Source organism: Pseudomonas sp. C32 (assembly GCF_030417915.1).
Taxonomy (GTDB): domain Bacteria; phylum Pseudomonadota; class Gammaproteobacteria; order Pseudomonadales; family Pseudomonadaceae; genus Aquipseudomonas.
In genome coordinates, this window is sequence record NZ_JAUHUK010000013.1 from 68,351 (window position 1) to 92,992 (window position 24,642).

General features: G+C 60.8%; 25 protein-coding genes. 5 read left to right on the plus strand and 20 right to left on the minus strand.

Annotation, left to right across the window (positions count from 1 at the left end):
• Positions 1-91: 91 nt before the first annotated feature.
• The 13 genes from QYH43_RS16290 to QYH43_RS16350 all read right to left on the minus strand — a co-directional run bounded on the left by QYH43_RS16290 (position 92) and on the right by QYH43_RS16350 (position 12,665).
• Positions 92-1,039 carry an LD-carboxypeptidase gene (locus QYH43_RS16290; RefSeq protein WP_301157432.1) on the minus strand — a complete coding sequence of 316 codons (948 nt, stop codon included), beginning with the start codon at positions 1,037-1,039 and terminating at the stop codon, positions 92-94.
• 170 nt (positions 1,040-1,209) lie between these two features.
• Positions 1,210-2,208, minus strand: a complete 999-nt coding sequence (gene lipA, locus QYH43_RS16295) for a lipoyl synthase (protein ID WP_177408787.1) — start codon at positions 2,206-2,208, stop codon at positions 1,210-1,212.
• A 25-nt stretch (positions 2,209-2,233) separates the two neighbouring features.
• A complete protein-coding gene (gene lipB / locus QYH43_RS16300) occupies positions 2,234-2,881 on the minus strand; it encodes a lipoyl(octanoyl) transferase LipB (protein WP_095057252.1) in 648 nt (215 codons plus the stop codon).
• A complete protein-coding gene (locus QYH43_RS16305) occupies positions 2,881-3,156 on the minus strand; it encodes a DUF493 domain-containing protein (RefSeq protein ID WP_056728855.1) in 276 nt (91 codons plus the stop codon). Before QYH43_RS16305 ends, lipB begins: the two co-directional genes overlap by 1 nt.
• An 83-nt stretch (positions 3,157-3,239) precedes the next feature.
• A complete protein-coding gene (locus tag QYH43_RS16310) occupies positions 3,240-4,397 on the minus strand; it encodes a D-alanyl-D-alanine carboxypeptidase family protein (RefSeq protein WP_095057253.1) in 1,158 nt (385 codons plus the stop codon).
• Between the two features lie 184 nt (positions 4,398-4,581).
• Complete coding sequence (locus QYH43_RS16315) at positions 4,582-5,589, minus strand: septal ring lytic transglycosylase RlpA family protein (RefSeq protein ID WP_095057254.1); 1,008 nt, start codon at positions 5,587-5,589, stop codon at positions 4,582-4,584.
• A complete protein-coding gene (gene mltB / locus QYH43_RS16320; RefSeq protein ID WP_301157434.1) occupies positions 5,589-6,599 on the minus strand; it encodes a lytic murein transglycosylase B in 1,011 nt (336 codons plus the stop codon). The genes QYH43_RS16315 and mltB overlap by 1 nt, the downstream gene beginning before the upstream one ends.
• A 17-nt stretch (positions 6,600-6,616) precedes the next feature.
• On the minus strand, positions 6,617-7,720 hold the full coding sequence (rodA, locus tag QYH43_RS16325; protein ID WP_177408788.1) for a rod shape-determining protein RodA: 1,104 nt from the start codon (positions 7,718-7,720) through the stop codon (positions 6,617-6,619).
• A 31-nt stretch (positions 7,721-7,751) separates the two neighbouring features.
• Positions 7,752-9,647, minus strand: coding sequence for a penicillin-binding protein 2 (gene mrdA / locus QYH43_RS16330; protein ID WP_301157435.1), 1,896 nt, complete (start codon positions 9,645-9,647; stop codon positions 7,752-7,754).
• A gap of 10 nt (positions 9,648-9,657) precedes the next feature.
• The gene (gene rlmH / locus QYH43_RS16335; protein ID WP_007937439.1) at positions 9,658-10,125 is read right to left on the minus strand and encodes a 23S rRNA (pseudouridine(1915)-N(3))-methyltransferase RlmH; all 468 of its coding nucleotides are present in this window, start codon (positions 10,123-10,125) and stop codon (positions 9,658-9,660) included.
• 9 nt (positions 10,126-10,134) lie between these two features.
• Positions 10,135-10,629 carry a ribosome silencing factor gene (rsfS, locus tag QYH43_RS16340; RefSeq protein ID WP_095057258.1) on the minus strand — a complete coding sequence of 165 codons (495 nt, stop codon included), beginning with the start codon at positions 10,627-10,629 and terminating at the stop codon, positions 10,135-10,137.
• 73 nt (positions 10,630-10,702) lie between these two features.
• On the minus strand, positions 10,703-11,392 hold the full coding sequence (nadD, locus tag QYH43_RS16345) for a nicotinate-nucleotide adenylyltransferase (RefSeq protein ID WP_095057259.1): 690 nt from the start codon (positions 11,390-11,392) through the stop codon (positions 10,703-10,705).
• Between the two features lies 1 nt (position 11,393).
• Entirely contained in the window at positions 11,394-12,665 is a 1,272-nt protein-coding gene (locus tag QYH43_RS16350) for a glutamate-5-semialdehyde dehydrogenase (RefSeq protein ID WP_301157437.1), read from the minus strand.
• A 190-nt stretch (positions 12,666-12,855) separates the two neighbouring features.
• Between QYH43_RS16350 and QYH43_RS16355 the strand changes: the two genes are divergently transcribed.
• Together QYH43_RS16355 and QYH43_RS16360 are read left to right on the plus strand one after the other, a co-directional pair.
• A complete protein-coding gene (locus QYH43_RS16355) occupies positions 12,856-13,551 on the plus strand; it encodes a DNA-3-methyladenine glycosylase (RefSeq protein WP_095057261.1) in 696 nt (231 codons plus the stop codon).
• A gap of 112 nt (positions 13,552-13,663) precedes the next feature.
• A complete protein-coding gene (locus QYH43_RS16360) occupies positions 13,664-14,980 on the plus strand; it encodes a bifunctional DedA family/phosphatase PAP2 family protein (RefSeq protein WP_095057262.1) in 1,317 nt (438 codons plus the stop codon).
• A 74-nt stretch (positions 14,981-15,054) separates the two neighbouring features.
• Here the strand turns inward: QYH43_RS16360 and QYH43_RS16365 are convergent, their stop codons facing one another.
• Genes QYH43_RS16365 through QYH43_RS16375 form a run of 3 tightly spaced genes read right to left on the minus strand, consistent with a single transcriptional unit; the run spans position 15,055 to position 16,732 of the window.
• Complete coding sequence (locus QYH43_RS16365; protein ID WP_095057263.1) at positions 15,055-15,645, minus strand: LON peptidase substrate-binding domain-containing protein; 591 nt, start codon at positions 15,643-15,645, stop codon at positions 15,055-15,057.
• A gap of 11 nt (positions 15,646-15,656) precedes the next feature.
• Complete coding sequence (locus tag QYH43_RS16370; RefSeq protein WP_301157439.1) at positions 15,657-16,373, minus strand: LrgB family protein; 717 nt, start codon at positions 16,371-16,373, stop codon at positions 15,657-15,659.
• A complete protein-coding gene (locus QYH43_RS16375; RefSeq protein ID WP_095057265.1) occupies positions 16,370-16,732 on the minus strand; it encodes a CidA/LrgA family protein in 363 nt (120 codons plus the stop codon). Before QYH43_RS16375 ends, QYH43_RS16370 begins: the two co-directional genes overlap by 4 nt.
• Before the next feature lie 194 nt (positions 16,733-16,926).
• Here QYH43_RS16375 and QYH43_RS16380 point away from each other — a divergent pair, with 194 nt between their 5' ends.
• The 3 genes from QYH43_RS16380 to QYH43_RS16390 all read left to right on the plus strand — a co-directional run bounded on the left by QYH43_RS16380 (position 16,927) and on the right by QYH43_RS16390 (position 19,884).
• Positions 16,927-17,382, plus strand: a complete 456-nt coding sequence (locus QYH43_RS16380; protein WP_095057266.1) for a MaoC family dehydratase — start codon at positions 16,927-16,929, stop codon at positions 17,380-17,382.
• Between the two features lie 114 nt (positions 17,383-17,496).
• Entirely contained in the window at positions 17,497-19,215 is a 1,719-nt protein-coding gene (locus QYH43_RS16385) for a C13 family peptidase (protein WP_301157440.1), read from the plus strand.
• A 27-nt stretch (positions 19,216-19,242) separates the two neighbouring features.
• A complete protein-coding gene (locus tag QYH43_RS16390; protein ID WP_095057268.1) occupies positions 19,243-19,884 on the plus strand; it encodes an oxidoreductase in 642 nt (213 codons plus the stop codon).
• Between the two features lie 143 nt (positions 19,885-20,027).
• Here the strand turns inward: QYH43_RS16390 and QYH43_RS16395 are convergent, their stop codons facing one another.
• From QYH43_RS16395 to QYH43_RS16410, 4 genes are all read right to left on the minus strand, one after another.
• Positions 20,028-20,312: a YceK/YidQ family lipoprotein gene (locus tag QYH43_RS16395; RefSeq protein WP_095057269.1), complete on the minus strand. Its 285-nt coding sequence runs from the start codon at positions 20,310-20,312 to the stop codon at positions 20,028-20,030.
• Positions 20,305-20,937 (minus strand): flavin prenyltransferase UbiX, encoded by a 633-nt coding sequence (gene ubiX / locus QYH43_RS16400; RefSeq protein ID WP_095057270.1) that lies wholly within the window; start codon positions 20,935-20,937, stop codon positions 20,305-20,307. The genes QYH43_RS16395 and ubiX overlap by 8 nt, the downstream gene beginning before the upstream one ends.
• The gene (mpl, locus tag QYH43_RS16405; protein WP_095057271.1) at positions 20,934-22,283 is read right to left on the minus strand and encodes a UDP-N-acetylmuramate:L-alanyl-gamma-D-glutamyl-meso-diaminopimelate ligase; all 1,350 of its coding nucleotides are present in this window, start codon (positions 22,281-22,283) and stop codon (positions 20,934-20,936) included. Before mpl ends, ubiX begins: the two co-directional genes overlap by 4 nt.
• 164 nt (positions 22,284-22,447) lie before the next feature.
• A complete protein-coding gene (locus QYH43_RS16410) occupies positions 22,448-24,361 on the minus strand; it encodes a sigma-54-dependent Fis family transcriptional regulator (protein WP_301157441.1) in 1,914 nt (637 codons plus the stop codon).
• Positions 24,362-24,642 lie beyond the last annotated feature (281 nt).

Consider the following 24,642-nt stretch of genomic DNA (forward strand, 5'->3'; position numbering starts at 1 on the left):
GCAAAAGATCGCAGCCTTCGGCAGCTCCTACGAGCGTTAAAATCCCCGTAGGAGCTGCCGAAGGCTGCGATCTTTTTACGGTCTCAAGTTCTTACCTGATCACCACTTCCTGCTCCAACACCAACTCCTGCTTCCCCGCATCCAACCGAACCAACGCCCCCATCGGCAACGTCACGTTCGGGTCGCAATGCCCGCTGCGCCAGCCGGACAGTACTGGTATCCGCAACGGCGCGAAGGTCTGCTTGAGCAACCGCTCCAACGCCGGCACATCAACACCAGCGATATCCCCGACCAAAACACCGCGCAACTTGTGTAACGTGCCCGCCAGTCGCAAATGGGTCAGTAACCGGTCGATGCGATACAGCGGCTCGTTGATGTCTTCGATGAACAGGATGACGCCCTCGGCATCGATCTCGTAGGGCGTGCCCATGGTCGCGGCAATCATCGACAGGTTTCCGCCCAGCAAGCGCCCATGGGCAATGCCTGGCTCGATTGTGCTCAATGGGCAGGCCACCGGGTGCGTCAGCACACTGCCCGCCTTCACCTGCCCTCTGAGCATGTTGAAGAAGGAGGACTCGGTGGGCTTTTGCTTGTTGCCCAACAGATCCGCATTAAGCAATGGCCCATGAAACGTCACGAAACCCGCGTAGCGGCTGATCGCCAGATGCAGCGCGGTGATGTCGCTGTAGCCAATGAACGGTTTGGCGTTGTCACGCAACAACCGGAAATCGACGCGATCAAGCAGCCGCGGCGTGCCATAACCACCGCGCAGGCAGATGATCGCATTGACGTCATCGTCGGCGAATGCGCCATGCAAGTCATTGAGTCGTACATCATCGCTACCAGCCAGGTAGCCGTCTTTCTCGTAGACACCGGGAAACACTTTCAGCGAGTAACCCCGGGCGCGCATCCATTGCACGGCTTTATCGGTGTCCAGCGCCGCGGGACCGGCGGGCGCAATCACGCCAATCGTACCTTCCGACGGCAACGCCGGTACGGGAACGTGAGGACAAAGGGTATGGGTCGGTCGTACGGTCATCCGTGAATCTCCCTGTGTAATCTTCAGCACACAGTAGTCAGGAACGGGGACAAACAGAAGAGGCTGAGTCGCACCGCAGGTTGCAGGAAAAAGCGGCTATCGCCGTAGGCAAGGCAAAAAAACGCCCGCAAGGTTTGGAAACCTTGCGGGCGTTTATGTTTCACAGTCGATCAGGACGACATCAGCTCAGCCTTGACCAGCTTCGCCTGCTCGTCGGCGTGGTACGAAGAACGTACCAACGGGCCGGAAGCGACGTTCTTGAAGCCCATCTTGTAGCCTTCTTCGGCGAACCAGGCAAAGGTGTCCGGGTGCACGAAACGCTGCACCGGCAAGTGGCTGCGGGACGGTTGCAGATACTGGCCCAGGGTCAGCATGTCGATGTCGTGCTCGCGCATGCGCTTCATGACTTCGATGACTTCTTCGTCGGTTTCGCCCAGACCCAGCATCAGGCCGGACTTGGTCGGAATGTGCGGCATCATCTGCTTGAAGCGTTGCAGCAGGGTCAGCGACCACTGGTAGTCCGAACCCGGACGCGCAGCCTTGTACAGGCGCGGTACGGTTTCCAGGTTGTGGTTGAACACATCCGGCGGCTCGGCAGCGGTGATTTCCAGGGCGATGTCCATGCGGCCACGGTAGTCCGGGACCAGGGTCTCGAGCTGCACGTTTGGCGACAATTTGCGGATTTCGCGGATGCAGTCGGCGAAGTGCTGGGCACCGCCGTCACGCAGGTCGTCGCGGTCTACCGAGGTGATCACCACGTATTTCAGTTTCAGGTCGGCAATGGCGATGGCCAGGCTTTCCGGCTCGTTGACGTCCAGTGGCTTCGGACGGCCGTGGCCAACGTCACAGAACGGGCAGCGACGGGTGCAGATGTCACCCATGATCATGAAGGTCGCGGTGCCGCCGGAGAAGCATTCGCCCAGGTTCGGGCAGGAAGCCTCTTCGCAGACACTGTGCAACTTGTGTTTGCGCAGCAGTGCTTTGATACGGTCGACTTCCGGCGAAATCGGAATGCGTACGCGAATCCAGTCAGGCTTCTTCGGCAGTTCGGTGGTAGGAATGATCTTTACCGGGATGCGTGCAACCTTCTCGGCGCCGCGCAGCTTGACGCCGGCTTCAACCTTGGGACGCGGGGCCGGGCGCTCGGTGACATCGAGCGTCGGGATCATGGTTTGCACTGCATCAGTAGTCATATCAGTCGATTCCGCCCGTCAGGGTCGTCTGCTCAGCATAGTCGAGGTGTTTGACGAGCTGCGCACGCAGCCGGGCACTTACCTCGGCAAATTCAATCGATCCTGCGTGATCGCTCAGCTGGGTCATCGCCAGCCCGGCGTAGCCGCAGGGATTAATCCGTCGAAACGGTTCCAGGTTCATGTCCACGTTCAGGGCCAGGCCATGAAAGGAACAACCGTGGCGGATCCGTAGACCCAGGGAAGCGATTTTCGCCCCATTGACATAGACACCCGGCGCGTCAGGCTTGGCCGCGGCGGTGACACCGTAACTGGCCAGCAGCTCGATCAGGCATTGCTCCATCCGGCTGACCAGATCGCGCACGCCAAAGCCGAGCTTGCGTACATCCAACAGCAGATAAGCCACCAACTGGCCGGGGCCGTGGTAAGTCACCTGGCCACCACGATCAACCTGCACCACCGGAATATCGCCGGGAACCAACAGATGCTCAGCCTTGCCGGCCTGACCCTGGGTAAACACAGGCGGGTGCTCGACCAGCCAGATTTCGTCGGGGGCATCGCTGCCACGTTCGTTGGTGAAGCGTTGCATGGCGTGCCAGACCGGCTCGTAAGCCATCTGGCCGAGTTCACGAAAGCCCAGCGTGCCAGACATCACAACACCATGTGCACGAAACCGGTGGCCCGTAGTTCGCTGTTGATGTTGTACAGCTGGTCCTGGTCGGTCGCGACGATGTGCAACTGAATCGTGGTGTATTTGCCGTTGCTGCTCTGGCGCTCGTCAATACGCTCATCATTGATCTTGGCGTACTTGCTGACGATGTCGATGATTCTGTCCTTGTTACCCACGCCGGTGTCGCTGATCACCTTAACCGGGTAATCATTGGCAGGGAATTCGATTTTTGGCGCCTTTACTTCAGTATCGGTCATGGCGTAACGGCCTCGTAAGCGTAAGCCGTGGCGACGGCAAAACCCCGCGCCGGATCAGCGCAGGGCCTTGCAGGTGCACACTATCAGTTGAACAAGCCGTAGAAGAATAGACGGATGCTATCCCACATGCGGCGGAAGATACCACCCTCCTCGACAGCGTCCAGGGCGATCAGGTCGGCGCTGTGCACCACTTTGTCGTCCAGTTTCACTTCGACTTTACCGATCACGTCGCCCTTGGCGATTGGCGCAATCAGTTGCGGGTTCATGGTCATGCTCGCAGCGAGCTTCTTCAGCTGGCCTTTTGGCAGGGTCATGGTCAGGTCTTGCGCCAGGCCGGCCTTGACCTGGTTGGTCGAGCCTTTCCAGACCGGCGCCTGAGCCAGTTCGGCACCCTTCTGATAGAAGGTCTGGGTTTCGAAGAAGCGGAAACCGTAGGTCAGCAACTTCTGGGTTTCGGCCGCACGAGCGGTGTCACTGTTGGTACCGAATACCACGGCGATCAGGCGCATGCCATCACGTACCGCCGAGGACACCAGGCAATAGCCCGCTTCGTCGGTGTGACCGGTTTTCAGACCGTCGACGGTCTTGTCACGCCACAGCAGCAGGTTGCGGTTCGGTTGCTTGATACCGTTCCAGAAGAACTCTTTCTGCGAGTAGATCGCGTAGTGAGCCGGATCTTCGTGAATGATCGCGCGAGCCAGCGTGGCCATGTCGTGAGCCGACGAGTAGTGCTCAGGGTTTGGCAGACCGGTCGGGTTCATGAAGTGGCTATTGGTCAGACCCAGGTCGCCAGCGGTTTTGTTCATCATGTCGGCGAACGCGTCTTCGCTTCCGGCGATGTGCTCGGAGAGCGCAACACTGGCGTCGTTGCCCGACTGGATGATGATGCCGTGCAACAGGTCGCTGACGGTGACTTGCGAACCGACCTTGATGAACATCCGCGAACCGCCTGTACGCCAGGCGTTTTCGCTGACGGTCACCGGATCGTTTTCACCGATCTGGCCACGACGGATTTCGAGGGTCGCGATGTACGCAGTCATCAGTTTGGTCAGGCTGGCTGGCGGCAGACGCTGGTCACCGTTGTTCTCGACCAGCACGTTGCCGCTGCTGGCGTCCATCAGCACGAAGGCTTTGGCGGCCAGTTGAGGTGGCGACGGCATCATCTCGACCGCGAAGGCGGCGGGTGAGAGGAGCAGCGGGACTAACAGGAACAGGCGTTTGGCAAAGGTGGTGATGTTCATCCGTCTCTCGAAATCGCTAATGGAAACTGCCCTAGGGCAAAACTAATCAAATAACCTTCTAACGGGTTATCGCGTGTTCAGTTGCTCACTCCAGTCACCCTTGCCGGGCTTTTGTTCTTCAACGAGTCAACAACCTGGTCCGCCCCCCAAAACCGCAGACGAACCGTCAATCAAGTCCAACGTATTACTCAGTCACAACACTTGGCGAACCGAGGTTGGCCAGGCGCACACTGTTCTGCACCTGCTGGATTTCACCCGGCGAGCCGATCGGCCCCAGGCGAACCCGATGCAGGGTCTGCTGGTTGCGCACGACCGAGCTGATGAACACCGGAGCGCTCACCATCCCGCTGAGCTTCGATCTCAGGAGTTCTGCAGCGTCCGGGTTGGCGAACGCGCCCACCTGCAGATACTGGCCAGAGGCTGCTGCAGAAGCGTTTTTTTTTGCGTCAAGCGGCACAGGCACCACCGCGGCGGCGTGTTGCTGCGGCGGCGGAGTCCATTGCTCGACAGTGCCGGCCGAGGCCGTAATCACTGGCGCGCTATTCTGCGCGACTTTCGGTTCGTTGAGCATCAGCGGCGCCGGACGGCCCTTGGCCGCCCACCATTGCTGCGGATCGATGCCTTCGACCTTGACCCGCGCGGTGCCGGTTTCGGCGTAACCGAGTTTCTTGGCGGCCGCGTAGGACAAATCGATGATCCGGTCCGAGTAGAACGGCCCGCGGTCGTTGACGCGCAGGATCACGCTCTTGTTGTTGTCCAGGTTGGTCACCCGAACATAACTCGGCAGCGGCAGTGTCTTGTGCGCGGCACTCATGCCGTACAGGTCATACACCTCGCCATTGGCGGTGTTCTGACCGTGGAACTTGGTGCCGTACCAGGACGCCGTACCCGACTGTACGTAGGTCTTGGACTCTTGCAGCGGAAAGTAGGTCTTGCCCAGCACGGTGTACGGGTTGGCCTTGTAGGGGCCGGTGTGCAAGGTCGGTGTGGCGTCCGGGATGCGCGACACATCGACATCCCACCATGGTGCCCCATCCTTGTGGGCACGGTTGATGTCCAGCCCCGGCGTCGTACGCACGGCAGCGGGAGCCTTCTGGGCCGGCGGACGACTGGTCGAACAACTGGCGACCAGCAACCCCAGTGCGGCGAATGCCATCAGCCTCAGGGGTTTATTCATAGGCAATGCCCGCATTACTTGACGCCCCGTGCTTGAACCAGTTGTTCAGACAGTTGATGTACGGCCATGGCGTACATCACGCTGCGGTTATAACGCGTGATCGCGTAGAAATTCTTCAGGCCCATCCAGTATTCCGGGCCATTGTCGCCTTCCAGCCGGAAAGCCGTAACCGGCATATCATCGCGCAGCGCATCATGACTTGACCACCCCAGGACTCGCAACTCCCCGACGGTTTTCACAGGCTCGATGCCCGTGGTCAGACCTTCGTCCACCTGATCGCCGCGTGCATCGGCGCGGCTGACCACCGGTTCGCCGGCGACCCAGCCGTGACGCTTGAAGTAACTGGCAACGCTGCCAATGGCATCGTCCGGATTGTTCCAGATATTGATGTGGCCATCGCCGTCGAAATCCACCGCATAAGCGCGGAAACTGCTCGGCATGAATTGCGGTAACCCCATCGCACCGGCGTAAGAGCCTTTAAGTGTCAACGGATCGATTTGCTCTTCACGGGCCAGCAGCAAGAACTCACGCAGTTCCTTGCGGAAAAATTCGGCACGGGGAGGATAGTCGAAACCCAGGGTCGACAAGGCATCAATGACGCGGTAATTACCGGTATTGCGCCCGAAAAAGGTCTCAACGCCGATGATCGAGACGATGACCTGAGCCGGCACGCCGTATTCCTGCTCGGCGCGCGCCAGCACCGCTTCGTGCTGACGCCAGAAGTCCACACCGCGGGCAATGCGCGCGTCGGTAATGAACATCGGGCGATATTCATGCCACTGCTTGACCCGCTCCGCAGGTTTGGAAATGGCATCCAGAATCGACTGTTTGCGCTCGGCTTCACGGAACACACCCATCAGTTGTTCACCGGCGAACCCGTAATCGCGGGTCATTTCACCGACGAATTCGGCCACCTGGGGTGAACCTTCGTAATCGCCGGCCAATGCTGTCTGCATTGTGCCAAGGATGCTCACCAGGCCGACCCATGGCGCGTATCGAGTCGCCCAGCCACGCATTACTTGCATTGAAATCTTCACCTTATTCAAACCTGCGCGATCCACTTGCGATGGGTATGGATCGACATCAAAACCCCAAACGCTGACAGCAGCGTCACCAGCGAAGTTCCTCCGTAGCTAATGAACGGCAACGGCACCCCCACCACCGGCAACAGGCCACTGACCATACCGATGTTGACGAAAACATAAACAAAAAACGTCATGGTCAAAGCGCCCGCGAGCAATTTGCCGAACAATGTCTGGGCCTGGGCGGTAATCACCAGGCCACGGCCGATCAGCAGCAGGTAGATCAGCAGCAGCGCACAGATGCCCACCAGACCGAACTCTTCACCCAACACGGCGATGATAAAGTCGGTGTGGCTTTCGGGCAGGAAGTCCAGGTGCGACTGGGTGCCGAGCAGCCAGCCCTTGCCGAACACACCGCCGGAACCGATGGCGGCTTTGGACTGGATGATGTTCCACCCCGTGCCTAACGGGTCACTTTCCGGGTCGAGGAACGTCAGGACGCGCTGCTTCTGGTAATCGTGCATCACGAAATACCACATGGCCACGGACACCGGCACGGCGGCCGCGAGCACGCTGAGGATCCAGCGCCAGCGCAGGCCGCCCATGAACAGCACGAAGGCGCCCCCCGCCAGAATCAGCAATGAAGTGCCGAGGTCGGGCTGACGCACGATCAGGATGAATGGCAGGCCGATCAGAAACAGGCTCACCCCCACATGTTTGAGTTGCGGCGGCAAGGTGCGTTTGGACAGGTACCAGGCGATGGTCGCCGGCATCAGGATCTTCATGAACTCCGAAGGCTGGAAACGGATCACCCCGGGAATATTGATCCAGCGCGTGGCGCCCATGGCGTTGTGGCCCATGATGTCGACCACTACCAGCAACAGAACGCCGAGCACATAACCCACCGGAACCCAGCGGGCCATGAAGCGTGGTTCGAACTGGGCGATGACGATCATCGACACCAGGCCGATGCCGAACGACGTGGCCTGTTTGGCCAGCAAGTCCCAGCTTTTGCCGCTGGCCGAATACAGTACAAACAGGCTGCCCGCCGCGAGCGTCAGCAGCAGGATCAGCAATGGGCCATCGATGTGCAGGCGCTGCAACAGCGTCGCACGACGACGCATCACATCCTCGCTCGAGAGCATGCGATCGAAATTATTCTTCACGGGCTGTTGCCTCAGGGCTGATAGGGCTGGCGTATTCAGGCTTCAACCGGCCGTTCTGGTCCAGGAGCCAGGCGTCCATGATTTGCCGTACCACTGGCGCTGCGACCCCGGAACCGGACTCACCGTTCTCGACCATTACCGAGACCACGATTTTCGGGTCATCGGCGGGCGCGAACCCAACGAACAAGGCGTGGTCGCGATGACGCTCCTGAACCTTGGAGCGGTCGTACTTCTCGCCCTGCTTGATCGCGACCACCTGGGCCGTACCTGACTTGCCGGCAATCCGGTATTGCGCGCCGATCGCGGCCTTGCGCGCCGTACCGCGGGCACCGTGCATCACCTGCTGCATGCCATGGTTGACCTTGTTCCAGTCCGACGGGTCGCGCAGGATGATGTCCGGCACCGGATTCTCATCCACCGGTTTCACGCCTTCGATGGTCTTGGCCAGGTGCGGACGGTTCCAGACGCCTTTGTTGGCGACCAGGGCGGTGGCCTGGGCCAGTTGCAACGGGGTCGACTGCATATAGCCCTGGCCGATCCCGAGAATCAGCGTTTCACCCGGGAACCACGCCTGTCGACGGGTCGCACGCTTCCATTCGCGGGACGGCATCAGTCCCGGCGACTCTTCGAACATGTCCAGCGAGACTTTCTGGCCGATGCCGAATTTGGTCATGTACGCCGACAGCCGATCGATCCCCAGTTTGTGGGCCAGGTCATAGAAGTAGGTGTCGTTGGAACGCATGATCGCCGTATCGAGGTCGACGAAGCCGTCACCGGTGCGGTTCCAGTTACGGTATTTGTGATCGTAGTTGGGCAGCATGTAGTAACCCGGGTCGAACACCCGGGACGACGCCGTCACCACGCCTGCGTCCAGGCCGGCAATCGCCACCGCTGGTTTGATCGTCGAACCCGGCGGGTACAAGCCGCGCAATACGCGGTTGAAGAGCGGCCGGTCGATGGAATCACGCAGTTCGGAATAGGCCTTGAAACTGATGCCGGTGACAAACAGGTTCGGGTCGAAACTCGGCTGGCTGACCATCGCCAGCACTTCGCCGGTTTTCGGGTCCAGCGCAACCACCGCACCACGACGACCGCCCAGCGCCGCTTCGGCGGCTTCCTGCAATTTGATGTCCAGGCTCAGGACAATGTCCTTGCCGGGAATCGGATCGGTACGCTTGAGCACGCGCAATACGCGGCCGCGAGCGTTGGTCTCCACTTCTTCGTAGCCCACCTGCCCGTGCAGTTCAGGCTCGTAGAAGCGCTCGATGCCGGTTTTGCCGATGTGGTGGGTGCCGCTGTAATTGACCGGATCGAGGGTCTTGAGCTCTTTCTCGTTGATCCGCCCCATGTAACCGACCGAGTGCGCGAAGTGCGCACCCTGCGGATAGTGACGCACCAGTTGCGCAACCACTTCCACCCCAGGCAGGCGGAACTGGTTCACGGCGATCCGGGCGATCTGCTCTTCGCTCAGCTCAAACAGGATAGGCACCGGCTCGAATGGTCGACGCCCCTGACGCATACGCTTCTCGAAAATCGCCCGATCATCGGGCGTCAGCTCCAGCACTTCGACGATCACGTCGAGCACTTTCTGCCAATCGCCGGAACGTTCGCGGGTCATGCTCAGGCTGAAGCTGGGCCGGTTGTCGGCAATCACCACGCCATTACGGTCGAAGATCAAACCGCGAGTCGGCGGAATCGGCTGCACATGGACGCGGTTGTTTTCCGACAGCGTCGAGTGGTACTCGTACTGAATCACTTGCAGGAAATACAAACGCGCGATCAGCACGCAGATCAGCACCACCACCGCAATTGCCCCGAACACGACGCGACCACGCACCAGACGGGCGTCTTTTTCGTGGTCCTTGATGCGGATCGGTTGAGACATGAGGGCAGAACTACTTGTGGTAAGGGTGACCGGACAGCACGGTCCAGGCACGGTACAACTGTTCGCCGATCAGAATCCGCACCAGCGGGTGCGGCAATGTCAGCGGCGACAACGACCAGCGCTGATCGGCCCGGGCACAGACTTCCGGCGCCAGCCCTTCGGGGCCGCCGACCATGAAGTTCACGGTGCGCGAGTCCAGCCGCCAGCGATCGAGCTCGACCGCCAGTTGCTCGGTGCTCCAGGGCTTGCCGTGGACTTCGAGAGTGACGACACGCTCGTTCGGCCCGACCTTGGCCAGCATGGCTTCGCCTTCCTGACGGATGAAGCGCGCCACGTCGGCGTTCTTGCCACGGGTGTTGAGCGGTATTTCCACCAGTTCCAGCGCCAGCTCGGACGGAAGACGCTTGGCATATTCATGCCAGCCTTCTTCCACCCACTTGGGCATGCGGGAGCCGACGGCGATCAGTCGCAGTCGCACAGCCGTTCCTTATTCCTGGTCTTTGTTGAGCTTGGTGAAATGCTCGTGACCGACTTCAGGGCTGTGGTGTTTGCCATCAGCGGCACGGCTCTGCTCGGCACCTTTCCACAGGCGCTCCAGGTCGTAGAACTGACGGGCGTTGGAGGTCATCATGTGGACGATCACGTCATCCATGTCCAGCAACACCCAGTCGCTGTCGCCCTTGCCTTCTTCACCCAGCGGCTTGATGCCCAGGGCTTTGACCGCTTCGCGGACCTTGTCCAGCATCGCGCCGATCTGGCGGTTGGAGGTACCGGTGGCGATGATCATGAAGTCGGTGATGCTCTGCTTGTCGCGGACATCGATGACCAACACGTCCTGGGCCTTGACGTCTTCCAGGGCCGCGACGGCGATCTTGACCAGTTCGTCGCCTTTAGGCGGCTCGGCGGCAAGGACCTTCTCAGGCAGCGGAGCACTCTTGAACGTGCCTTTGCGCTTAACTTTGTTTACGTCGTTGTTCGTCATATAAAACTCGTTTTGCTCGTTTGTTCGGGCGCTTCAATACACGTTGTTGCCACGTGCCTTGAGGCACTCCTATTCAGTTCGACGCACGGTAGAGTCCGTGCGCATCGATGTAGGCCAGGACCGCGTCGGGCACCAGGAAACGTACCGACTTACCGCTGGCCAGCAGTTGACGGATCTGGGTGGCGGATACCGCGAGCGGTGTCTGCCAGACGAATGCAATCTGTCCGCTCGGCCCTTTGAGGGCCAGCGGGTCGCTCACCGAGCGCGCTGCCAGCAGGTTGCGCAAGGCATCCGGCGGTTCGCTGTCGGCATCCGGGCGTTGCAACACCAGGATATGGCAATGCTGGAGCAACTCTTCCCAGCGGTGCCAAGTGGGCAGGCCGCAAAATGCGTCCCAGCCCAAAAGCAGAAAAACCTGGTCCTGCGCGGCCAGCTCGGCGCGCATCAGTTCCAGGGTATCAATGGTGTAGGACGGTTTGTCCCGCTGCAATTCGCGGGCATCCACCACCAACGGTGCCACACCGGCCACCGCGCACTCGACCATCGCCAGACGGTCTTCGGCCGATACCTGCGGCGTACCCCGATGAGGTGGCCTGGCACTGGGTGTCAGACGCAGCTCATCGAGCGCCAGGGTTTCGGCGACTTCCAGTGCACCGCGCAAATGGCCGATGTGCACCGGGTCGAACGTTCCGCCCAGCACGCCAATGCGCCGAGGTGCTGGCTCGCTGGCGGTCAACGGGGCTGACGGGTCGTGATCGCCCAAGTCAGACCGGCTCCTGTCCGCGCAACTGTCCGTCGCCGACCACGATGTACTTCTCGCAGGTCAATCCTTCGAGACCCACCGGGCCGCGGGCGTGCAGCTTATCAGTAGAAATGCCGATCTCGGCACCCAATCCGTATTCAAAGCCATCGGCGAAGCAGGTCGGGGTGTTGATCATCACCGACGACGAGTCGACTTCAGCCACGAAACGCCGGGTGTCGCCCTGGTGTTCGCTGACAATCGAATCGGTGTGGTGCGAGCCGTAATGGTTGATGTGCTCGATGGCCTGATCCAGCCCATCGACCACGCGGATCGACAAAATCGCCGCCAGGTACTCGGTGTTCCAGTCATCTTCACTGGCCGGTACGGCTTCGATGATCGCCCGAGTGCGCTCACAGCCGCGCAGTTCGACGCCTTTTTCGCGGAACTGGGCCGCCATCGCCGGCAGAAAATCCTTGGCAACCGTTTGATCGACCAGCAGCGTTTCCATGGCACCGCAGATGCCATAACGGTAAGTCTTGGCGTTGAACGCAATGCGCTGGGCTTTCGCCAGGTCGGCGTGCTCGCTCACATAAACGTGGCAGATACCGTCCAGATGCTTGATCACAGGTACGCGGGCATCGCGGCTGACACGCTCGATCAAGCCACGACCACCGCGAGGCACGATGACGTCGACGTATTCAGGCATGGTGATCAGCGCGCCAACGGCGGCACGATCCGTGGTTTCGACCACTTGCACCACGGCAGCTGGCAAATCCGCTTCGGCCAGACCACGCTGAATGCACGCGGCGATGGCACGATTGGAGTGAATCGCCTCGGAACCGCCGCGCAGGATGGTCGCATTGCCGGATTTCAGACACAGGCTGGCGGCATCGATGGTCACGTTCGGCCGGGATTCGTAGATGATCCCGATCACGCCCAGCGGAACACGCATTTTGCCGACCTGGATGCCCGACGGACGGAAGCTCATGTCACGAATCGCCCCGACCGGGTCCGGCAGTGCCGCGACCTGGCGCAGGCCGACGATCATGCCGTCGATCCGCGCAGGGGTCAGCGCCAAGCGTTCCAGCAAGGCTGGCTCCAGACCATTGGCGCGACCAGCCGCCAGATCCTGCTCATTGGCAGCGGTCAGCTCGGCGCGAGCAGCGTCCAGCGCGTTGGCGGCAGCCTGCAGGGCGCGGTTTTTCTGCGCGGTGCTGGCACGGCCGATCACGCGGGAGGCTTCGCGGGCAGCGCGACCCAAGCGGGTCATGTAGTCAAGAACGGACTCAGTCATGGTCTGGGCGAGGTCTTTGCTAAGGTCGTGGTAAAGAGTAAAGCGGCAGATTATAGCTGTCGCGCCTTCCGACTAACAGCGGTGACGGGCGGATGGTCGAAATGGAGCGCGATTTGTCGACGTTCAGCCGGGATTAAGCCGCAAATTGTTATCATCACGACTCATTCAGCCCTGATAAACGCCGAATATCATGTCCAACCTGACTGTAAGTGTGTCCGCCGCGAGCTTGCCCACGGGCCTTCCGGACGCATTTTTCGACCGCGATGCCCAGGTTCTCGCCCGGGATCTGCTGGGAAAGGTCATCCGCCACCGAATCGGCGACCTGTGGCTCAGCGCTCGTATCATCGAGACTGAAGCGTACTACTGCGCCGAAAAAGGCAGCCATGCGTCACTCGGCTATACAGAAAAGCGTAAGGCTTTGTTTCTGGATGGCGGCCACATCTATATGTATTACGCCCGGGGCGGCGATTCCCTGAACTTCAGCGCCCAAGGTCCGGGCAATGCGGTTTTGATCAAATCCGCCTATCCGTGGGTCGATGAGCTGAGCGGACCGGCCAGCCTGGCGCAGATGCTGTTGAACAATCCCGACGCCCAAGGCCATCCTCGCCCGTCACAAAAGCTCTGCGCCGGGCAAACCTTGTTGTGCAAATCGCTGGGTTTGAAGGTGCCGATGTGGGATGCCAAGCGTTTTGACCATGAGGTGCTGCTGGTGGAAGACGTCGGCCCTGCGCCGGCACAAATCATCCAGACCACACGATTGGGCATCCCCCATGGGCGCGATGAACACCTTATGTACCGCTTCGTCGATGCGGCTTATGCGCCGTATTGCACGCGAAACCCGTTGCGACGGGGGCAAGTCGAAGGACGCGATTACATCCTGCTGTGAATAAAATCCCGTAGGAGCTGCCGCAGGCTGCGATCTTTTGATTTTTGAAAGGCAAAAGATCGCAGCCTGCGGCAGCTCGTACAGAGCAACCAATGAAAATGGAGTTGGATTTATGGGCCCATGGCTCGATAGCGTGACCGGATGGTTGGCGGCCAACCCGCAATGGCTGGCAGCAGCGGTATTCCTGGTGGCCTTTGTGGAATGCCTGGCGATTGCCGGACTGATCGTTCCCGGCACGGTGTTGCTGTTCGCCGTGGCGGTACTGGCAGGCAGTGGCGCGCTGACGCTCAGCGAGACGCTTTTGCTGGGTTTCGTCGCCGGGGTGCTGGGCGACGTCATTTCTTATTTTCTGGGGCGGCACTTCCACCAGAACATCCGGCGCCTGCCGGGCTTGCGCCATCATCCGGAATGGATCGCCGGGGCCGAGTCTTATTTCCAGCGCTACGGTATCGCCAGCCTGCTGGTCGGGCGTTTTATCGGCCCCCTGCGGCCCATGCTGCCAATGGTGGCCGGGATGTGCGACATGCCTTTCCCGCGCTTCTTCGCGGTCAGCCTGTTGGCCGGCGCGGGTTGGTCGGTGGCTTATCTGATGCCGGGCTGGGCCACGGGCGCGGCAATCCGCTTGCCGTTGCCTGAAGGCTTCTGGCTCCAGGCCGGGGTTGTTGCCGGCAGCATTGCGGTGATGGTCGGTTTGAGCGCGACCAGCAGCCTGCGCCGGCATCGCCGCGCAACGCTGTTCATTGCCGGAATGAGCCTGCTGATTCTGGCAGGGCTGTTTATCGGTTATTCGCACCTGTCCGCACTCGATCAAGGCGTGATGACACTGGTGCAGGAACATCGCAAACCGATGCTGGATGAAGTGGCGGTGGTCTTCACGCTGATCGGCGAATTCCGCAACATGCTGCTGTTCAGTGTACTGCTGACTGGTTTGCTGCTTCTCATGCGCCAATGGCGGCACGCGATTTTCGCCGGCAGCACGCTGCTCTTCACGGCACTGGCGAATACCGGAACCAAGCACTTTTTCGCCCGCGTGCGCCCGGAAGTATTGAGCGATCCGCTCACCAGCTACAGCATGCCCAGCGGCCATGCGTCAGGGTCTTTCGCGCTCTTCCTCACCCTCGCCGTCCTGGCGGGACGCGGACAACCGCCTCGCATGCGCCTGACCTGGTTACTGGTGAGCTGCCTGCCGGCGCTGCTGATTTCGCTTTCGCGGGTCTACCTCGGTGCGCATTGGCCGACGGATGTATTGGCTGGCGCAATGCTGGCGGCGTGTGTCTGCGCCGCGAGCCTGTGGCTGATTCAGCGCGATACATCGCTCAGCGCCCTGCCCCCCAAGGTCTGGTGGCTGGTGCTGCCAGCCTTGGTGGCATTGTTCGGATTCTTCGTGCTGAGGCATTTGCCGCATACGATGTTGCGGTACGCGTACTGACAACAGCAAAAGATCGCAGCCTGCGGCGGCTCCTGCATCAGGAGCTGCCGCAGGCTGCGATCTTTTTGCTTCAGTCAGGCAAACAGTTCGCCCTGCAACTCATCCAGCAGCGCTTGAATCGCATCCAGTCGCTGCTGCGGATCATCGAGTTGCAACAGATCTATCTTGTCCAGTTCAGCGAACGGCAACAGGTACGCCAGTTGATTGGCCAGTGATTGCTGGCCGGTCGCATCGGTGCCCATGTTCAAGGCCTCGACCATCGGGTGCTCGGCGAGAGCCTTGAGCAAGGCCACCAAATCGGCGTCTTCGTCCTGCAACGGCTGTTCCGGCTCATCCTCCAGCCACTCGACTTCGGCGACGGTCAACTGATCCCGTTGAACCTCGGTGCGCAACACATGGAACCGTCGCCCACCCTGAACCCGAATGCCCAACAGCCCATTGTCCTGTTGCTTGAAATCGGTGATCAGCGCTTCGCACCCGACCAGGGCGTAGCCCTGCGGGGCAATGCCCACTTCTTCGCCATCGAGGATGCACACCACACCGAAGCCGCCGCCCTGCTTCATGCAGCGGCCGATCATGTCCAGATAGCGCGCCTCGAAAATCTGCAAATCGAGGATGCAGCCAGGAAACAGCACCGTGTTCAGCGGGAAAAGCGGCAGACTCATAGACATTTCCTTCACACCACCATCGACACCGCCAACGGCAGGAACACCGCCGTGGCCACGCCCATCAGACTCATCGCCAGCGCCGCGAAGGCGCCGCATTCTTCACTTTCCTGCATCGCCACCGCTGTGCCGACCGCATGGGCGGTCATGCCCAACGCCATGCCCCGCGCTTCGGGACTGAGCACGCCGAGCCGGGTCAACAGACTCGGACCGAAGATGGCCCCGATCACGCCGGTGATCAATACAAACACCGCCGCCAGCGCCGCGACGCCACCGATTTGCTCGGCCACCAGCATGGCAATCGGCGAGGTCACCGACTTCGGCGCCATGGTCATCAGGATCATGTGTTCCGCGCCGAACCACCAGCCCAGCAACACGCCCATCCCCGTGGCCACCACGCCACCTATCACCAGCGTAGTAAAAATCGGCCAGAACAACTGTCGAATCCGTCGCAGGTTCAGATAAAGCGGCACCGCCAGGGCCACCGTCGCCGGGCCGAGCAGGATGCTGAGAATCTCGGTGCTCTTGCGGTACTCGGCGTAGGTCAGGCCGCAGCCCACCAACACACCGATCACCAACAACATGGAGACCAGCACCGGCTGCAAAAAGATCCACCGGGTTTTCTCGAATGCCGCCAGCACCAGTTGATAGGCGCCGAGAGTGATGCCGATCCCGAACAGGGGATGATGAATGACCGCCGTCCAGGCGCCGTGCCAGTCGAAGATCATTGGCCATCCTCGGGATGAGCATGGCGCTTGACCATGCGCTGCATCAGCACGCCGGCAAAGGCCATCGACAACAACAACGACAGCACCAGTGCGCCGACGATGGCCCAGAAGTCGGCCGCGATATCGGCGGCGTACACCATCACGCCCACAGCCGGCGGTACCAGCAGCAACGGCAGGTAACGCAACAGACTGCCGGCCGCGAGGTTCAGCGGCTCACCGACCTGGCCACGGCAAATCAGATACACCAGCAACAGCAGAAGCCCCACGATCGGCCCCGGCAGCACCGGTAAAAACAAATGATTGATTGCGGTGCCCAGCAATTGAAACAGCACCAGCCATGTCAGGCCCCGTAACAACATTATTGATCTCCTGAAAAAACCGTCACCCGCATTGGCCCGGGCATTATAAGCACGCCTGCGCTATGGGCCGGCATTCGCCAAAAGCATGGTCAGTTGACCAGAGCGATTAGCCATGATGATCTAAAGTGGTATTTCGGGAGTTCAAATCCCCCCACCTGAAAATTATAAAACCGATGAACCCAAGGAGAGTCTCAATGCCCTATGTTCCAGTTGCAGAGCTCAAAGATTATATCGGCAAGGAACTCGGACGTTCCGAATGGCTCACCATCGATCAGGACCGCATCAACCTGTTCGCCGAAGCCACTGGGGATTTTCAGTTCATCCACGTTGATCCGGTCAAGGCCGCGCAAACGCCATTTGGCAGCACCATCGCCCACGGTTTCCTTTCGCTGTCGCTGATCCCGAAACTGATGGAAGACATCCTCGTCATGCCTGAAGGCCTGAAGATGGTCGTCAACTATGGACTGGACAGCGTGCGCTTCATTCAACCGGTCAAGGTCGATTCGCGGGTGCGCCTGAAGGTCGAACTGACCGAAGTCAACGAGAAGAAACCCGGCCAATGGTTGCTCAAAGCCACCGCCACCCTGGAAATCGAAGGCTCGGACAAACCGGCCTATGTCGCCGAGCCGTTGTCGCTCTGCTTCGTGTAAGCCTTCCCGGATGCGAAGCAGCTCACGCTGTTTCGCACCGTCTCGCTGCGCCTCACTCTATATAAGGACACATGGCTACGGCATACTCGGTCGCCTAATTGCCCGGAACCCGCTATGCGCCCACTTGCACTCCTTGCCTTGACCCTGCTGCTCACCGCTTGCGGCGACGGCGAATCGCCATTGCCTCCTGACGCCCGCCTGCCGGACGGCGGACGCTATCGCGGCGATCTGGTCAATGGAATGCTGCAAGGCCAGGGCCGTATCGACTACCCGAACGGCAGCTGGTACGCCGGCGAGTTCGACAAGGGTCAGTGGCATGGCCAGGGCGAATGGCACGGCAGTAACGGCGAGGTCTATCGCGGCCAATTCAATCAGGGATTGTTCGAAGGCCAAGGCACCCTGACCACCAGCGCCAGCAGTTACAACGGCGGCTTCAAGGCCGGCCGACGCTCGGGCGAAGGCACCCTCAAAGAAAACGGCATGAGCTATCGCGGCGAATTCAAGGCCGACCAGTATTCGGGACTGGGTCGCCTCGAGCTCGAAGACGGCAGCTCCTATCAAGGCCAGTTCACCCACGGCAAACCCAACGGCGAAGGCCAGCGCGGCGACGCCAGCGGCAATCAGTTCACCGGGCACTTCGTCGACGGTCAACTGGAAGGCAACGGGACATTCAACAGTGCCGATGGCGACATCTACATCGGCGGCTTCAAGAACAATCAACTGCACGGCAAAGGTCGTTACGAAAACGCGGACGGCGATGTCTGGCTGGGCCAGTTCAAGGAAGGCTCGCTCCATGGCAAAGGCGAGTTGATCGGCTCCGATGGCAGTCATTACATCGGCCACTTCAACGACTGGCGCTTCAGCGGCCAGGGTCGGTTGAACCTGGCGGACGGCAGTTTCTACACCGGACAATTCGACAACGACAGTTATCAGGGCCACGGCACATTGGTGCTGACGGACGGGACGGTACTGAGCGGCACGTGGGTCAACGGCCAGCGCGTACGCGACTCCACAGGGAAATTGCTGCCCGATACGCTGGAGCTCGGCCTGCTGGCACAGGGGCGCTTGCTCGAAGAAGCGCTGGCCAACGTGCCCGCCTCAACCCCGACGGTCGAACTCTACTCACTGACCCTCGGCGGTGATGGCAAGCAGAGCGTATTCCTGCGCGAGTCCGACTATGTGGCCAACATGCTGGCCAGTCGTTTTGGCGCTTTCGGCCAGATCCGCCTGGTCAACCACCGCGACCACCTCGGCGACCGCCCGATGGCCACCCGGGAAAACCTGCGCCGCGCCGCCCTGACCCTGGCCGAGCGCAGTGGGCCGGAAGATTTGATCTTCATCTATCTGACCAGCCACGGCACCAGCGAACACGAACTGGTACTCGACCAGCCACGCATGGAACTGGCCGACCTGCAGGCCGACGAAATGGCCGCCGTCCTCGCCCCGCTGAAAAACCGCGACAAGGTCATCGTGATTTCGTCCTGCTACTCCGGCGGTTTCATCCCCGCCCTCAAGGATGAGCGCACCCTGATCATGACGGCCTCCCGGGCGGACCGGGTGTCCTTCGGCTGTTCGGAGGAAGCCAATTTCACCTACTTCGGCGACGCGTTGTTCGCCCAGGCATTGAACCAGACCGATGACCTCGAACAGGCCTTCAAACGGGCCAAGGCCATCGTTGCCGAGCGTGAATTGGCGGACGGCTTCGAAGCCTCTGAGCCACAGATCTGGGCGCCGAAAACGGTCCTCTCGCACTGGCAGCTGTTACGCAAGCAACAGGCACGAAAAGCATTACAAAGTGTCTTGATCAACGGCAAGGCTACAAACAGCAACTAAGCTGAACAGTATCAAGGGAGAAACACTATGTACTTGACGCCTCAGCACGTATTGCTTGCCGGTGCCACCGGGTTGACCGGTGAGCACCTGCTTGATCGCCTGCTTAACGAACCCACGATTGCCCGGGTATTGGCGCCTTCACGCCGGCCTTTGGCCAAGCATCCCCATCTTGAAAACCCGGTCGGCGACCCGACGGTGTTTCTGCCGCAGCTGAACGGCCGTGTCGACATCGCCTATTGCTGTCTGGGCACCACCATCAAACAGGCAGGCTCGGAAGAGGCGTTCCGTGCGGTGGACCTGGACATGGTCGTGGCCTTTGCCAAACGCGCACGGGAGATGGGTGCACGGCACCTGATCGTGATCAGTGCTCTGGGCGCCGATCGCAGATCCTCGATTTTCTACAACAAGGTCAAAGGCGAGATGGAGCACGCACTGCGCGCGCAGGACTGGCCGCAGCTGACCATTTGCCGTCCTTCGCTATTGCTGGGCGAACGCACCGAGCCACGCCTGGGCGAAAAACTCGCCGGACCTTTGTCGCGGCTGATTCCCGGCAAATACCACGGCATCGAAGCCTGCCAACTGGCCCGCGCAATGTGGCGCCTGGCGCTGGAAGAACAGGATGGCGTGCGGGTGGTCGAGTCGGATGAGTTGCGTAAGTTAGGCAAGTAAACCACGGATCTGTGGCGAGGGGGCTTGCCCCCGTTGGGCTGCGAAACGGCCCTCTTCGCGTATTCCGGAGTGCTGCGTCGCACGGGATTACGACTGCTGCGCAGCCGAACGGGGGCAAGCCCCCTCGCCACAAAGCGCTCCCCCTACAACCCACCCGTGGCCTGATAGCTGACACCGAGCACCGTCAACAACGACAGTGGCAACAACAGCGTATCGAGCAATGCGCTGGCCGGCAGGTCAACGCCGGGATAACCCGGTGCTTCGGCACCGAACCGGTCCATGGCGCAGCAACCACCGTTCATGGCGTACAAATCCAGGCGAGTCCCTGAGTACACCACCGGCGCGCCCGGCTTGGCCGCATCCAGCGTTCGCACCGTGGCGCAACCGGCCAGTTGCAACGCCAGCACCATCACCAACAGCTTATTCATCGCTGGTCAGATGATGCTCACCCCAACGCGGCAGCATGTCCTGGGGAATATTCAGCAGATTGAGAATCCGTGCGACGACGAAGTCGATCAAGTCGTCGATGGTTTGCGGCTGATGATAGAAGCCCGGCGACGCCGGCAGGATCGTCACGCCCATGTTCGACAACTTGAGCATGTGCTCAAGGTGAATGCTCGAATACGGCGCTTCACGCGGGACCAGAATCAACTGACGGCGCTCCTTGAGCGTCACGTCGGCGGCCCGCTCGATCAGGTTGTTGCAAGCGCCAGTAGCGATGGCGGACAAGGTGCCGGTGGAGCACGGCACCACAACCATCGCCGCCGGAGCGCCGGAGCCCGAAGCCACCGGCGACATCCAGTCCTCTTTGCCATACACACGAATCTGCCCGGCCGCAGCGCCGGTGTACTCGGTGAGGAAGGCTTGCATCATCTGCGGTTTGGCCGGCAGCGTGACGTCGGTTTCGGTGGCCATCACCAGTTGCGCCGCCTTGGAGATCAGGAAGTGCACTTCGCGATCTTCCCGCACCAGACAGTCGAGCAGACGCAAACCATATTGAGCGCCGGATGCGCCGGTCATCGCCAGCGTGATGCGGTCCGGGCCGTTGTTCATTTCAACGCCTCGGCGAGTTTGCCGTGCAAGCCGCCGAAGCCGCCGTTGCTCATGATCACCACGTGGGTGCCCGGCTGAGCCTGGCTCTTCACGCGTTCGATGATGCCTTCCAGCGAATCGCTGACAATCGACGGCACGGTGCACAGCGCCGCAGTGCCCGCCAGGTCCCAACCGAGGTTGGCCGGCGCATACCAGATCACCTGATCGGCATCGACCACGCTTTCCGGTAAGCCGTCACGGTGCGCGCCGAGCTTCATGGAGTTGGAGCGCGGCTCGATGATCGCGATCAATGGTGCGTCGCCGATACGCTTGCGCAGACCGTCAAGGGTAGTGGCGATGGCCGTCGGATGGTGAGCGAAGTCGTCGTAAATGGTGATGCCACGGACTTCCGCGACCTTTTCCATCCGGCGCTTCACGCTTTTGAAAGCGCTCAACGCGGCGATGCCCATGGACGGCACCACGCCGACGTGGCGTGCGGCAGCCAGGGTCGCCAGTGCGTTGGCGACGTTGTGCTGGCCGGTCATGTCCCACTCGACCACACCCTGGGCGACGCCTTCGAACATCACTTCGAACTTCGAGCCATCTTCGCTGAGCAACTTGACCTGCCACTGACCGCCGACGCCGGTGGTCTGCACCGGAGTCCAGCAACCCATTTCGATGACACGCTGCAACGCGGGTTCGGTGGTCGGATGAATCACCAGGCCTTCGCTCGGGATGGTCCGCACCAGGTGATGGAACTGCCGCTCGATCGCCGGCAGATCAGGGAAGATGTCAGCATGATCGAACTCAAGATTGTTCAGGATGGCCGTGCGCGGACGGTAGTGAACGAACTTGGAACGCTTGTCGAAGAACGCACTGTCGTACTCGTCGGCTTCGATGACGAAGAACGGCGTATCGCCCAGACGCGCCGACACCGAGAAGTTCTGCGGCACGCCGCCGATCAGGAAGCCGGGACTCATGCCCGCGTGCTCCAGCACCCAGGCGAGCATGCTGCTGGTGGTGGTCTTGCCGTGTGTACCGGCAACGGCGAGCACCCAGCGACCTTGCAGCACATGATCGGCCAGCCATTGCGGGCCGGAAACATAAGGCAGGCCTTTGTTCAGCACGTATTCCACAGCCGGGTTGCCCCGGGACATGGCGTTGCCGATCACCACCAGATCGGGGGCCGGATCGAGTTGCGCCGGGTCGTAACCCTGGGTCAGCTCGATCCCCTGAGCCTCCAGCTGAGTGCTCATCGGTGGATAGACGTTGGCGTCGGAGCCCGTCACATGATGGCCCAGCTCTTTGGCCAGAACCGCCATCGAGCCCATGAAAGTCCCGCAGATACCCAGAATATGAATGTGCATAGTCGACCTCGTAAAACATGGCCGCAGGTTAGCGTAGGGAGGGGAAATTCGCACTCTTGTTTCGATTGTGCTCAGTGCAAAACCTGTAGGAGCCGGCTTGCTGGCGAAGCAATCGCAAGATCGCCCTTCGCCAGCAAGCCGGCTCCTACAGGTCATCGTGCCAATTAGCGGGCGATACCGTGTTTGCGCAGCTTGCGATAAAGGGTATTGCGACTAACCCCCAACTGCTCCGCCGTATGCGTCATGTGCCACCGCGTATGCTCCAGTGCATTCAACAGCGCCAGCCGTTCGGCATCCTCCAGCGGATGCTCGGACGGCTCGTCGATAGCCTGCACCACCGCCGGCCGCGCCGAACGAATCATCGCCGGCAAATCCTCCAGCCCGATCCGCCCACCCTCACACAACGCCGCCAACGTGCGCAGGACGTTACGCAATTGCCGCACGTTGCCCGGCCAGGCGAATCCCAGCAGGGCCTCACGCGCCGGCTCATCAATCAGCACGGTTTCCCCACCCGCTTCCTCGGCCAGCAAAAAGTCCAGTAACTGGGATTTATCCGTTCGCTCACGCAGTGCCGGCAGTGCGATTTCCAAGCCATTGAGGCGGTAATACAAGTCCTCACGGAAACCACCGTCCTGCACCCGCTCCAGCAAATCACGGTGAGTGGCGCTGATGATCCGCACGTTCACCGATTCCGGCTCCCCGCCAATCGGCACCACCTGACGATCTTCCAACACCCTCAACAACCGTGTCTGCAGGGCCAGGGGCATGTCACCGATTTCGTCGAGGAACAAGGTTCCGCCATCGGCCTGCTGCAACTTGCCGCGCATGCCTTCCTTGCGGGCACCGGTGAAGCTGCCGCCGCGATAACCGAACAACTCACTTTCGATCAGGCTTTCGGGGATGGCCGCGCAGTTGAGCGCGACGAAGGCGTTATCCGCCCGTTGACTCGCCCGGTGCACGGCTTTGGCGAAGGCCTCCTTGCCGGAGCCGGTTTCACCGTTGACCAACAGCGGCACGTCCCGCTCGTAGACCCGCAGGGCCTTGCGGAAACTTTCCTGCAACGCCGCATCGCCCAGGCAGATATCGGCCAGCGGCGCACGCGGCACGGCCACCGAACGCTGCACAATGGGCGCCGAAGTACCGCGAGCCTGACCGCGCAATGCCGCAAACAGCCTGCGCCCGTCACGGGTGCGCAACGGCCAACTGGCGTTGGCATCGATGCTCGCGCGCCCCAGCAGCTCATCGAGCGTACAGTCGAAAAAGGCCTCCACGGGTTTGCCCAGCAAGCCGCCGCGAATGTGTCCCAGCAGGTTCAGCGCGCTCTGGTTGACCGCACAGATCCGCCCTTCTCCGTCGAACGCCAGCAACCCTTCGCTGAACAAACCGACGGACTCGGCCTGCAAATGAAAACGCAGCAACCATTGATTGTCGAAGCAGCGCAGGAAGTAGCAGCTCTCGATCATCTTCGCCGACAGATTGACCAGCGCCATGGTGTGAAACTGACTTTGCCGCGAGACATCTCGCCGCGCCGACGACACGTCGAGCACCGCGAGCAATTCGCCATGGGGATCGAATACCGGGCTTGCCGAGCAGGTCAGGCCCGTATGGCGGCCGCGAAAATGTTCATCTTGATGAATGGTCAGCGACTGGCGTTCCACCAGGCAGGTGCCGATGCCGTTGGTGCCTTCGCAGGATTCACTCCAGTCGGCACCGAGCCAGAGCCCGGCGCGTTCGAAGATCTTGCGTTCGGCCGGGGCCGTCACACAGTTGAGGATGACACCGCGGGCATCGGTCAACAGCACCGCATGGCCGGCACCGGAGAGCTGTTGATGCAGGCTGGTCATTTCATTGCCGGCGATGTGCAGCACTTGCTGCAAGCGTTCGCGGCTTTCGAGGACGCGGCCATGTTCCAGCACCGTGGGCGCCATGGTCAGGGCCGGGTCGAGGTGATAATCCTCAAGGCAGCGCAGCCAGGAGCGGGCGATGGACGGATCGCTGCCGGGACCGTGCAAATGGGCTTTGCCCTGGGTCACGGTCAGCACTTGCCGGGCATGGCGACTCAAATGGTTGTCGGGCATTTCTTATTATTCTCCACGAGAGCAACTGCAAACATTTTCCTTGTGGCGAGGGGCCTTGCCACAAAAAAGACTATTCACGCGACACCTGCGGCCGAGCATCCTCCTGCCCGGCCCGCATTGCAATGCCTGCAAGACCGGGTGGTCACAAGCTGTGCCACAAGCGGTACAAAGTGTCACCCTGGCTGTACCGAAAGCGTCACAGGCACCACCCGCCTGTCCGACAAAAAACTCGCAAGGCCTTGATTTGCCTGACCTGCACAGCGCTGGCCCGCCCCTTGCTC